Source organism: Rhodococcus sp. 05-2254-6 (assembly GCF_002258565.1).
Lineage (GTDB): Bacteria > Actinomycetota > Actinomycetes > Mycobacteriales > Mycobacteriaceae > Rhodococcoides.
In genome coordinates, this window is record NZ_NOZF01000116.1 from 1 (window position 1) to 12018 (window position 12018).

Below are 12018 nucleotides of genomic sequence, written 5' to 3' on the forward strand. Positions count from 1 at the left end.
CAGGCCGACGTTCTGTGCGAAGGCCGTGGCCGGGAAGGTGTTGAAGATCGGGGCGACGGCAGAGGAGACCATGTCGGCGCGCAGGCCGTCGCCGACGCGCTTGGAGTCGACGTCGGTTCCGACCACTTCGCCGACGGCGAGGATGTCGGCGGTGGTCTCGACCATGATCACCAGGATGACGATGGTCATCGACACGATCGCGCCGATTGCGAAGATCGGCGAGCCGAAGGCGAAGGGTGTCGGGACGGCCACCACGGACGCGTCGGCGACGGCCTGCGCGCCGACATGGTCTCCTCTGCCGTCGCCCCGATCTTCAACACCTTCCCGGCCACGGCCTTCGCACAGAACGTCGGCCTGGTCGCGATGACCGGCATCAAGAGCCGCTTCGTCGTCGCGATGGGCGGTGGCGTGCTTGCGCTGCTGGGCCTTTCGCCGATTCTCGCGGCCGTCGTCGGGGTCGTCCCGTTGCCCGTGCTCGGCGGTGCCGGCATAGCGCTGTTCGGAACCGTCGCCGCCAGCGGTATCCGCACCCTCGGCAAGGTGAACTACGACAACAACTCCAACGTGGTCATCGTGGCGGTGACCTTGGCGTTCGGTCTCATACCTGTTGTCGCGAGCGACTTCTGGGACGAGTTCCCGGACTGGTTCGTCACGATCTTCCACTCCGGAATCAGTGCCGCCAGCATCGTCGCGGTGGTACTCAACGTATTCTTCAACGTGTTCAAGCCCGGTACTCCGCCGAACCCCTCGGTGGTGGCAGCGGGGCCGGCAGTGATGGTGCGTGAGGACGAAGCACGAATACTCCGTGAAGGCGGCAGCTTGCCCGACGATCTCTCTTCCGAGAAGGCCGTGCCCGACAAGACACCTGAGTGAAATCCTGCGCACCCTCGCCCGCGCGAGTAGCGTCCCGACCCAGACGAAGTACACCTAAATTGGAGGACATCTTGTCATTCGTTACCCGCACGAGTACGCGGAAGGCAGCACTCGGCGGCGTTGCGTCGCTCGGTGCCATCGCCCTGATCGCAGGCTGTGGATCTGCCCCCGAAGACGAAGGATCGGGCGGAAGCGCATCGAGTGACTTCCTGCCCTGCATGGTCTCCGACAGTGGCGGATTCGACGACAAGTCGTTCAACCAGCTCGGGTTCGAGGGCCTGACCGAAGCCTCCGAGGAGCTCGGCGTCGAGCCGCGCACCGTCGAGTCCGCGTCGCCCACCGACTACGGCCCCAACATCAACAACCTCGTCGATCAGGGCTGCAACCTCATCGTCACCGTCGGATTCGATCTGGCCGACGCCACCAAGGTCGCCGCCGAGGCCAACTCCGACATCGACTTCGCGATCATCGACGACTCCACCATCGATCTGCCGAACGTCAAGCCGCTGACCTACGACGCGTCGCAGTCCGCATTCCTCGCCGGCTACGCGGCCGCCAGCTACAGCACAACCGGAGTGGTCGGTACGTTCGGTGGCTCCCAGCTGCCGACCGTCACCATCTTCATGGACGGTTTCGCCGACGGCGTGAACTACTTCAACGAGCAGAAGGGCGAGGCAGTCCGCGTCATCGGCTGGGACGTGCCCTCGCAGAACGGCTCGTTCACCGGCGGATTCACCGCCAACGAGGTCGCCAAGAACACCGCCCAGGGTCTGATCGACCAGAACGCCGACGTCATCTTCCCGGTCGGTGGACCCATCTATCAGAGTGCGGCACAGGCCATTCGGGACTCCTCGCGTCCGGTCGCCCTCATCGGCGCCGACGCCGACGTCTTCGAATCCGACCCGTCGGTCGGCGACCTGCTGCTCACCTCGGTGACCAAGGGCCTCAAGACCAGCGTCGACGAGGTCGTCGCCAACTCCGGTGCCGATGCATTCGACAACACCCCGTACGTGGGCACGCTCGAGAACGACGGAGTCGGTATCGCACCGTTCCACGATTTCGAGTCCGAGGTCGACCCCGCACTGCAGGGCGAGCTGGACACGATCAAGGCCGGCATCATCGACGGATCCATCACCGTCGAGTCTCCCTCGGCACCCAAGTAGTTCATGAAGCTCGAACTTCGCGGTATCACCAAACGATTCGGCTCGTTGATCGCCAACGACCACATCGATCTGAGTGTCGAATCCGGCGAGATCCACTGCCTGCTCGGCGAGAACGGTGCGGGCAAGTCCACGTTGATGAACGTGCTCAGCGGCCTGTATCGCGCCGAGGAGGGCCAGATCCTGCTCGACGACGTCGAGCAGAACTTCGCCGGACCGGGCGAGGCCATGACTGCCGGGATCGGCATGGTGCATCAGCACTTCATGCTGATTCCGGTGTTCACCGTTGCCGAGAACATCGTGCTCGGCAACGAAACCACCTCGCTCGGTGGACGACTCGACCTCGTGGCAGCGCGGAAGCTGGTGCGGGAGATATCCGCGAGGTTCGGCTTCGACCTCGACCCCGATGCTCTCGTCGACGACCTCCCCGTCGGCGTGCAGCAGCGGGTCGAGATCGTCAAGGCACTCTCTCGTGAGGCCAAGGTGCTCGTGTTCGACGAGCCGACGGCCGTCCTGACGCCGCAGGAGACCGACGATCTGATGCGGATCATGCGGGAACTCGCGGCGTCGGGCACCACGATCGTCTTCATCACCCACAAGCTGCGCGAAGTACGCGAAGTAGCCGACAAGATCACCGTCATCCGGCTCGGCAAGGTCGTCGGAGAAGCAAAGCCCACCGCCAGCAACACCGAGCTCGCTGCACTGATGGTGGGACGCGATGTGCAGCTGACCGTCTCGAAGGATCCGGCCACGCCGGGGGACGCGGCACTGGTCATCGAGAACCTGTCGGTGTTCGACGCCCAGGGCAACAAGACCGTCGACGACGTCAGCCTCGAAGTCGCGGCGGGGGAGATCCTGGCCATCGCCGGCGTGCAGGGCAACGGCCAGACCGAATTCGTCGAAGCCCTACTCGGGTTGCAGGACAACGTATCCGGCAAGATCAGCCTCGACGGCAAATCGCTCGTCGGGTCGACGGTGCAGGACGTGCTTGACGCAGGCGTCGGCTTCGTGCCGGAGGATCGGACCGTCGACGGGTTGGTGGGTGAATTCTCCATCGCGGAGAACCTGATGCTCGATCGCTCCAACAGCATGCCGTTCGTGCGGCGCGGCGCGGTGCAGCGCGAGTACCTCGAGACGTTCGCGTCGGAGAAGCTCAGCGAATTCGACGTGCGCGCACCGGGAATCGGCACCGCCGTCGGACGCCTGTCCGGTGGCAATCAGCAGAAGGTGGTGCTCGCGCGAGAGCTGAGCCGAGACCTGCGTCTGTTCGTCGCAGCGCAGCCCACTCGCGGAATCGACGTGGGATCCATCGAATTCGTACACAAGCGCATCGTCGCCACCCGGGATTCGGGGATCCCGGTCATCGTGGTGTCGAGCGAACTGGACGAGGTCGCCGCACTGGCCGACCGCATCGCCGTCATGTATCGAGGAGCAATCGTGGGAATCGTCCCCGGGGATACGTCCCGCGAAACACTCGGCTTGATGATGGGCGGTGAACGTGGTGAGTGAGGCCGAACAGCCCCCCAAATCCCAGGAACCGTCGAAGTCGCATGTGGTGCTTCGGCAGATCTTCACCGGCAGTGCGATCATCTCGGTTCTCGCGGTACTCCTTGCGCTGATCGTGGGTGCGGTGCTCATCGCCGCCACCAACTCCGGCGTCCAGGAATCGGCCGGGTACTTCTTCTCCCGTCCCTCGGACATGCTGACGGCGATCTGGGATTCTGTTTCCGGGGCGTACTCGTCGCTGTTCCAGGGTTCGGTCTACAACTTCCGTCGACCCGGATTCGAGAACGGCATCCGGCCACTGATGGAGACGCTGACCTTCGCCACCCCGCTGATCGTCGCCGGACTCGGTGTGGCCCTTGCCTTCCGCGTCGGCATGTTCAACATCGGTGGTCGAGGCCAGATGCTCATCGCCGCGGCGTGCGCCGGCTGGGTCGGGTTCGGCGTGAACCTGCCTGCCGGGTTGCACCTGTTGGTCGCCGTTCTCGCCGGTGTTCTCGGCGGCGCGGTGTGGGGCGGCATCGCCGGATTCCTCAAGGCGCGCACCGGCGCTCACGAGGTGATCGTCACCATCATGCTCAACTACATCGCGTTCTACCTCGTCGCGTACCTCCTGCGCACCCCCGGCGCTCTGCAGGCCCCGGGATCGAACAACCCCAAGACCGCGCCCATCGCGTCGACGGCGGTGTTCCCGAAGCTCTTCGGCGACCGATACAGCCTGCACCTCGGTTTCGTGCTGGTGATCTTCGTGACGATCGCGGTGTGGTGGCTGCTCGAGCGATCGAGCCTCGGATTCCGTTTTCGCGCTGTCGGCGAGAACCCGCACGCGTCCCGCGTTGCCGGTATGAACGTCAACCGGATCTACCTGTACGCCATGATCATGTCCGGTGCGCTCGTCGGTCTGGCCGGAGTGTCGCAGGTACTGGGCACCGTCACCACCGGCTTCAGCGCCGACATCGACGCAGGCATCGGATTCGACGCCATCACCGTCGCACTGCTCGGCCGATCGAAACCGTGGGGCGTGTTCGTCGCGGGAATCCTGTTCGGCGCGTTCAAGGCCGGCGGATTCGCGATGCAGGCAGGAGAGGGCATCCCCATCGACATCGTGCTCGTCGTGCAGTCCGTGATCGTGCTGTTCATCGCCGCACCGCCGCTCGTGCGAGCGGTGTTCCGATTGCCGAAACCAGGAGAAGAGAAACTCGCGAAAGCCGAGACCGCGAAGGTGGGTGCACTGTGACCACCTCGACCGACACCGCCGCTGAAGCGGTACTCGGCCGGAGCTGGAAGGTCCCGTCGATCCTCGGACTCGTGACGCTGCTGGCCCTGCTGCTGTTCGTGGTCCGAAAGGGCTCGGGAACAAGCACATTCGCACTGGCGTCGGAGGACGACTTCTTCGCACTGCCGGCAGTGGGCGTGCCGTCGTACGGCACCGGTCTCGTCGTGGTCGTGCTGCTCGCTGTCATCACCGCGTACGCGGCGTTCCTCGCCTCGCAGTACCGCTCGACGCCACTGTGGCTGCTGGCAGTGTTCGCGGTGCTGTTCGTCTTCGGTTTCCTCGCCTGGGCAGCGGATGGCGAGACCATCCCGGTGCCCGGATTGCTCATCGGCGCAGTCGCTTTGAGCACGCCACTGATCTTCGGTGCCATGGGCGGCGTCATCTCCGAGCGAGTCGGCGTCATCAACATCGCCATCGAAGGTCAGCTTCTCGCAGGTGCTTTCGTCAGCGCCGTCGTCGCGTCGATCACCGGTTCGACCTATGTCGCACTGCTCGCCGCTCTGCTCGCCGGAGCGCTGACCGCGTCGTTGCTGGCGGTGTTCTCCATCCGCTACTTCGTCAACCAGGTCATCGTGGGTGTGGTGCTCAACGTGCTGGTCGTCGGGTTGACCAGCTTCCTGTACTCGGTGGTGCTGACCAAGAACGCCGAGACGCTCAACTCGCCACCACGGTTCGGGCGCATCGACATTCCGGTGCTCTCGCAGATTCCGATTCTCGGACCGGTGCTGTTTCGGCAGACACTCATCGTGTACCTGATGTACATCGCCGTCGCGCTCGTGTTCTTCGGCCTGTTCCACACCAAGTGGGGACTGCGACTGCGCGCCGTCGGCGAGCATCCCCAAGCCGCCGACACCGTCGGAATCAACGTCGCACGCACCCGGTTCTGGAACGTCTGCCTCGCCGGTGCCATCGCCGGACTCGGTGGTGCGTACTTCACTCTCGGCTCCGTCGGCGCTTTCGGCAAGGAGATGACAGCCGGCGCCGGCTACATCGCTCTCGCCGCCGTGATCTTCGGCCGCTGGGATCCGGTACGCGCGACGCTGGCCGCACTGCTCTTCGGATTCGCGTCCAACCTGCAGAACGTACTGGGCATCATCGGCTCGCCCGTGCCCAGCGAATTCATGCTGATGCTGCCCTACGTGGTGACCATCTTCGCCGTCGCAGGCCTGGTGGGCCATGTTCGCGGGCCGGCCGCGGCAGGCAAACCGTATGCGTCGCGAAGTTAGCGCCCGCACTACCTGACTCGGCGGTAGGGTCGCTGTCCGTTGTGACCGCTTTCACTGTAGGGTTCGGTCATTGTTGCCGCAGTTTTTCGAAGGAGAGCCATGAGCTTCCGCAGTCCCTTTCCCGATGTCGAGATTCCCGACCTCAGCGTCTACGACTTCCTGTTCGGATCGATCGCCCAGTCCGACCTCGACAAGCCTGCACTGATCGACGGAACCTCGGGTGACGTCACCACGTACAAGTCGCTGATCGGTCAGATCGACGCCATCGCGGGTGCTCTGGCCGCACGTGGACTCGAAGTCGGCGACGTCGTCGGACTCCACTCGCCGAACGTGCCCGCGTTCGCGTCGGTGCTGCACGGCATCCTGCGCGCAGGCGGAACCGCAACGACCATCAACGCGCTGTACACGGCCGAGGACATCGCCAAGCAGCTCACGGGCTCCGGCGCGAAATTCCTGTTCACCGTGTCCCCGCTGTACCCGCAGGCCAAGGCTGCCGCGGAGAAGGTCGGCCTCGACGCCGATCACGTCATCGTGCTCGACGGCGCAGAGGGCCACCCGAACCTGCGCGACCTGCTCACCCAGGGCGCACCTGCCCCCGAGGTCTCGTTCGATCCAGCGACACACGTCGCGGTGCTGCCGTACTCATCCGGTACGACGGGTGTGCCGAAGGGCGTCATCCTCACCCACCGCAACCTCGTCGCGAACGTGGCGCAGATGGAACCGCGCGTGGGTATCGACAGCAACGACGCGATCCTGGCGCTGCTGCCGTTCTTCCACATCTACGGCCTGACGGTGCTGCTCAACATCGCCCTCAAGCTGCGTGCACACCTGGTGACGATGCCGAAGTTCGACCTCGTCGAATTCCTCCGGATCATCCAGGATCAGAAGCTGACGTACCTGTTCATCGCACCGCCGGTGGCCGTCGCGCTCGCCAAGCACCCGATGATCGATCAGTACGACCTCTCCAGCGTGCACACCATCTTCTCCGGTGCGGCACCGCTGGACGAGGAGCTCGGCAAGGCCGTCGCGAAGCGTCTGAACACGCGGGTGCGTCAGGGCTACGGCATGAGCGAGCTCAGCCCCGTCAGCCACGCCATCCCGTTCGATCGCGACGACATGCCGCTCAGCTCGGTGGGTCAGCCGCTGGCGAACACCGAGAACAAGCTCGTCGACCCGGGCACGCTCGAGGAGATCGAGCTGCCGGCAGAGGGATTGAGCAAGCCCGGTGAGCTGTGGGTCAAGGGACCGAACGTGATGGTCGGGTACCTCAACAACCCCACCGCCACCGCCGAAACCCTCGACTCCGACGGTTACCTGCACACCGGCGACATCGCCGTCGTCGATCCCGAGGGCGTCGTCTACATCGTCGACCGCCTCAAGGAACTGATCAAGTACAAGGGCTACCAGGTGCCCCCGGCCGAGCTCGAGGCTCTGCTGCTGACACACGAGGAGATCGCCGACGCCGCCGTCATCGGTGTGCTCGACGACGAGGGCGAAGAAATCCCCAAGGCATTCGTCGTCCGCCAGCAGGGTGCCACCATCGACGAAGAGGGCATCATCGCCTTCGTCGCCGAACGCGTGTCGCCGCACAAGAAGGTACGACGCGTCGAGTTCATCGACATCGTCCCGAAGTCCGCGGCCGGCAAGATTCTGCGCAAGGACCTGCGCGCCGCGGAGGCCGGAAAGTAAGACTCCGATTCACATCGACACCCCGTCCCACACTCAGTGGGGCGGGGTGTTGTTCGTGTGCGGTCGACGGGAGACCTCACACCCTTTTTGTGGACCGCGCGGCCCTTCTCCGAGGCGAGTAGGGGCGCGCGGTTGGCAGTAGGGGTGTGAGGTTGTGGTGGAACCAGGTGGGTGTTCGCTGCGTCCAAGGGGTGGGTGGGTTCGACGAAGGGGAGCGGTGTGAGCGTGACGCGGTGGTGGGTGGCAGGTCTGGTGGGGGTTTTGGCGTCGGTCGCAGGATGTGGCGGGGGGACAGAGGGTGCGCCGATTGCAGAGTCGTCGACGAGCTCGGTGGTTGCGACACCGGTGGCGGACGAGCCGTGGGATCCCTGCACCATTCCGGACAGTGCCGTCGAGGCTGCGGGGTTGGATGTGGGCTCGAAGGAGTCGGGTGCACGTGGGATCACCGAAATAGCGAACTGGAAGGTCTGCAGTTGGAACAATCCGGAGCCGAACTCGTGGTACCTGCTGGGCATCTTCTCGTCATTGACCTCCTCGATCGAAGACGTCCGTCAGAACGAACGTTTTCAACGGTTCACCAAAGATCCTGCGCTCGGAGGGGAGCGATTCCTTCGATCAGGACAGGACGGAAGTGAAAGTTGCGGGTTGGCATACGAAGTCGATGGCGGCGTCGTCTACTTCGTCCTCGACAAACGGGTTGTTCGTGATGCCCTGGGGGACCCGTGTTCAGAAGTCGGGCGGACGGCGATGGCCCTTCGATCATCGATGCCGCCTGTAGTCGGATAATAGCGAAGGGGAACGGCATGGGGCTCGACTCGAACCAGCTGTACGCGTCGATGCAGTACTGGCGAAATATGTCCGCGCAGGCGGAAGCGGGACAGCTCGAAATCCCGGAAGGTGTCGCCGCGCAATGCGACGCTGCTTGCGTCAAATACATCGACCATCTCGAAGATATGATCGACGGCCTGCAATACGTCATCGATGTCGGGTCGTTCGGTGATTTCGATTCCTCCAAGAAGCTGGGTGAGAAGTTCGAGAGAATCACCTATAGCGGTGACCGGTCACTTCGAGTGGTTCTCGGGCAACACATCGAGGTCATTCAATTGATGCGGTCGGTGTTTCGTCGCTATTTCGTCGCGACCGAAGAAGTCGATCGGAGTGTGGGAGCTCGGATCGGCGACATCGGGGCGGGTCTGGGCGGATAGCCCGCAACCTCACACCCTTTCTGCGCACCTCACACCCCTGGCATGACGTGAACCCCGGCGCGCGGTCGGCAAAAGGGGTGTGAGGTCCCGCAATCCCCGCGGCCAAGCGTCGAACATTGTCTGAAATGTCCGTAATATCAACCCTCGCAACATAATCGAGACAACATTCGCGAATCGGATGACTTAGTCTGCGATCGTGAATCTCTCCGCTGCCCGTCTGGTGCCGATGCGACCGCGCGATCCGAAGGAACCGCATCGCTCCGCGAGCCCGCTCGAGTTGTTCTTCGACCTGGTGTTCGTGGTGGCCGTCAGCATTGCAGCGGTTCAACTCCATCACGATCTCACCGAGAATCACATCGCCGACGGCCTGCTCGGCTATGCACTCGTGTTCTTCGCGATCTGGTGGGCGTGGATGAACTTCACGTGGTTCGCCACATCCTTCGACACCGACGACTGGCTGTATCGCGTGCTCACCGTCGTGCAGATGGCCGGCGTTCTGACACTGGCCGCCGGGATCGAGCCGTCGGTCGTCGACGAGAATTTCACGATCGTGGTCATCGGGTACGTGGTGATGCGCGTGGCGATGGTGACCCAATGGCTGCGGGCATCGCGAAACCCCGAACATCGACAGACCGCGCTGACCTACGCGATAGGTATTGCGGGAGTTCAGGTTCTGTGGATTGCCTGGGTGCTGCTGCTCGACGGTACCGCCGCGATCATCGGCTTCGTCGTGCTCGCAGGGGTCGAGATGTCGGTACCGATCATCGCCGAGCGCAAGGGCGCAACACCCTGGCATCCGCATCACATCACCGAGCGCTACGGACTGTTCACGCTGATCCTGCTCGGCGAATCTCTGCTCGCGTCCGCCAACGCCATCATCGAAGCGCTGCACGACGAAACCGCGCTGGCGCCGCTGATCTCGATCTCCATCCTCACCGTCGTCGTCACCGCGAGCCTGTGGTGGATCTACTTCTGGCCCCCGCATCACCGTGCGATCGGCAGACTCGGCAACTCGCTGTTCTACGGCTACGCCCACTACTTCATCTTCGCGGCCGCGGGCGCGTTCTCGGCCGGCATCGAGGTCGAGATCGATGTACTGACCGAACACAGCAAGCTCGGCGACGTCGCCGCGTCGTTCACCGTCACGATCCCGATCGCGGTGTTCGTACTCGGTGTCTGGCTGATCGCGATCCGCGCCAATGCCGACCGGCTGGTCAACATCGTGGTGCCCGCTGGTGCCGTGCTCGTGTTGTTCGACCCCGTCATCCCCATCCCGATCACCCTCACCGCCGTCGTGATGATCGTCGTCGTCGCGGTCCTGGTCGCACGCGGGCCAAGAGACGTGGAGCATGAGAAACTGACCGCATGAGTATCGGAACCTTGATTCTGCTTCGTCACGGCGAGAGCGAATGGAACGCGTCCAACCAGTTCACCGGCTGGGTCGACGTGCGACTGACCGAGAAGGGTGAGGCCGAGGGCAAGCGTGCCGGCCAACTCCTCGCCGAGGCAGGCATCCTGCCCGACCTGCTGTACACCTCGCTGCTGCGTCGCGCGATCAGCACCGCCAACCTCGCACTCGACGCCGCCGATCGGCACTGGATTCCCGTCGTCCGCGACTGGCGTCTGAACGAGCGGCACTACGGCGCACTGCAGGGACTGAACAAGGCCGAGACGAAGGACAAGTACGGCAACGAGCAGTTCATGCTGTGGCGTCGTAGCTACGACACCCCGCCGCCGCCCATCGAGATCGGCAGCGAGCACAGCCAGGACGCCGATCCGCGCTACGCAGATCTGGACAGCGTTCCGCTGACCGAGTGCCTCGCAGACGTCGTCGAGCGCCTGATCCCGTACTTCGAGGAGACGATCGTCGCCGATCTGAAGGCCGGTAATAACGTCCTCGTCGCCGCGCACGGCAACTCGCTGCGCGCTCTCGTGAAGTACCTCGACGAGATCTCCGACGCGGATATCGCCGAGCTCAACATCCCCACCGGCATTCCGCTGAAGTACGACCTCACCGAGGTAGACGGCAAGCTGAAGCCCACCAACCCGGGCGGCACCTACCTCGATCCCGAAGCAGCGGCCGCAGGTGCAGCTGCCGTGGCAAACCAGGGCGGTAAGTAACTCCTCCTCGCCCGAACCGACGTTTTGTCGTAACTGCAGGTGAACGATCGAAGAACACTGCCGACGGGGACTATGACGACCAGGGAAATGCCTGCACCCTGCGTATGTGAGCTGTCCATCGAACGTACGATTCCGGTGTGAGTGTTGCATCGGCCGTACTACTGGCGATCGCCGCGGCCTTCGTGGGATACCTCGTCGGCGGTGTTCTGATCCCGTACCTCAACACTCGACACTCGGAGCGCCGCCGAGCCACCTCCGGGTTGACGATGTCGCAGGTACTGGACCTGATCGTCCTCGCATCGGAGAGCGGCATCGCCGTCGTCGATCAGTTTCACGACGTCGTGCTGTTCAACCCCCGCGCCGAGGAGTTGGGCCTGGTGCGTAACCGGCTGATCGACGATCGGGCGTGGGACGCCGTCCTCAGGGTCCTCGCCGACGGCAACCCCGTCGAAGTGGATCTCAGCTCGAAGAACCCCAGAACCGGCCGAGACAAGATCGCCGTCCGCTGCGTCGCCCGGCTGCTCAGCAAGGAAGACAAACGTTTCGTCGTGCTGTTCGCCGACGACGATTCCGAGCAGGTCCGGATGGAGGCGACGCGTCGGGACTTCGTCGCCAACGTCAGCCACGAACTGAAAACCCCCGTCGGCGCGATGAGCCTGCTGGCCGAAGCGCTGCTCGAATCGGCCGACGATCCGGCTTCCGTCCGGCACTTCGGCGGCAAGGTCGTCGCCGAATCCAAACGGCTCGGCAACATGGTGACCGAACTGATCGCACTCTCGCGACTGCAGGGTGCCGAGAAGCTACCCGACCTCGAGGTCGTCGACGTCGACACCGTCGTCAACGAAGCGATGGATCGGTCCAAGCTCGCCGCCGAAAACGCCGGAATCTCCGTCACCACCGACCACCCGAGCGGCCTCGAAGTTCTCGGCGACCAAGCGCTGCTGGTGACGGCCCTGGCCAACCGC

11 protein-coding genes and 1 pseudogene are annotated in these 12018 nt (G+C 63.9%); 11 read left to right on the plus strand and 1 reads right to left on the minus strand.

The features are described from left to right. Positions 1-252: solute carrier family 23 protein (locus CH256_RS15115; RefSeq protein WP_306438720.1), on the minus strand; the 252-nt coding region annotated here is incomplete at its 3' end. A gap of 18 nt (positions 253-270) precedes the next feature. On the opposite strand from CH256_RS15115, the pseudogene CH256_RS15120 reads away from it, so the two are divergent. The 11 genes and pseudogenes from CH256_RS15120 to CH256_RS15170 form a co-directional block, all read left to right on the plus strand. Then, a pseudogene (locus CH256_RS15120) lies at positions 271-873 on the plus strand (solute carrier family 23 protein); the annotation flags it as partial. 71 nt (positions 874-944) lie between these two features. Then, on the plus strand, positions 945-2036 hold the full coding sequence (locus tag CH256_RS15125; protein WP_231893693.1) for a BMP family lipoprotein: 1092 nt from the start codon (positions 945-947) through the stop codon (positions 2034-2036). Positions 2037-2039: 3 nt separating this feature from the next. Next, positions 2040-3542: an ABC transporter ATP-binding protein gene (locus CH256_RS15130; RefSeq protein WP_094669970.1), complete on the plus strand. Its 1503-nt coding sequence runs from the start codon at positions 2040-2042 to the stop codon at positions 3540-3542. Then, entirely contained in the window at positions 3526-4773 is a 1248-nt protein-coding gene (locus CH256_RS15135) for an ABC transporter permease (RefSeq protein WP_255183046.1), read from the plus strand. Before CH256_RS15130 ends, CH256_RS15135 begins: the two co-directional genes overlap by 17 nt. Continuing rightward, entirely contained in the window at positions 4770-6038 is a 1269-nt protein-coding gene (locus tag CH256_RS15140; protein ID WP_094669971.1) for an ABC transporter permease, read from the plus strand. Before CH256_RS15135 ends, CH256_RS15140 begins: the two co-directional genes overlap by 4 nt. A gap of 99 nt (positions 6039-6137) precedes the next feature. Then, a complete protein-coding gene (locus CH256_RS15145) occupies positions 6138-7727 on the plus strand; it encodes an AMP-binding protein (protein WP_094669972.1) in 1590 nt (529 codons plus the stop codon). Positions 7728-7979: 252 nt separating this feature from the next. Next, the gene (locus tag CH256_RS29005) at positions 7980-8513 is read left to right on the plus strand and encodes a DUF3558 domain-containing protein (protein WP_373454828.1); all 534 of its coding nucleotides are present in this window, start codon (positions 7980-7982) and stop codon (positions 8511-8513) included. 17 nt (positions 8514-8530) lie between these two features. Then, on the plus strand, positions 8531-8932 hold the full coding sequence (locus CH256_RS15155; RefSeq protein ID WP_094669974.1) for a hypothetical protein: 402 nt from the start codon (positions 8531-8533) through the stop codon (positions 8930-8932). A 226-nt stretch (positions 8933-9158) separates the two neighbouring features. Beyond that, on the plus strand, positions 9159-10301 hold the full coding sequence (locus CH256_RS15160) for a low temperature requirement protein A (protein ID WP_094641466.1): 1143 nt from the start codon (positions 9159-9161) through the stop codon (positions 10299-10301). Next, a complete protein-coding gene (locus CH256_RS15165; protein ID WP_094669975.1) occupies positions 10298-11053 on the plus strand; it encodes a phosphoglyceromutase in 756 nt (251 codons plus the stop codon). Before CH256_RS15160 ends, CH256_RS15165 begins: the two co-directional genes overlap by 4 nt. 137 nt (positions 11054-11190) lie before the next feature. Next, positions 11191-12018: sensor histidine kinase (locus CH256_RS15170; RefSeq protein WP_094669976.1), on the plus strand; the 828-nt coding region annotated here is incomplete at its 3' end.

Excerpts from the sequence above, each read along its gene's own strand:
- CH256_RS15145 (WP_094669972.1), top strand. The coding sequence starts at position 6,138 with ATGAGCTTCCGCAGTCCCTTTCCCGATGTCGAGATTCCCGACCTCAGC.
- CH256_RS15130 (WP_094669970.1), top strand. The coding sequence starts at position 2,040 with ATGAAGCTCGAACTTCGCGGTATCACCAAACGATTCGGCTCGTTGATC.
- CH256_RS15155 (WP_094669974.1), top strand. The coding sequence starts at position 8,531 with ATGGGGCTCGACTCGAACCAGCTGTACGCGTCGATGCAGTACTGGCGA.
- CH256_RS15160 (WP_094641466.1), top strand. The coding sequence starts at position 9,159 with ATGCGACCGCGCGATCCGAAGGAACCGCATCGCTCCGCGAGCCCGCTC.
- CH256_RS15165 (WP_094669975.1), top strand. The coding sequence starts at position 10,298 with ATGAGTATCGGAACCTTGATTCTGCTTCGTCACGGCGAGAGCGAATGG.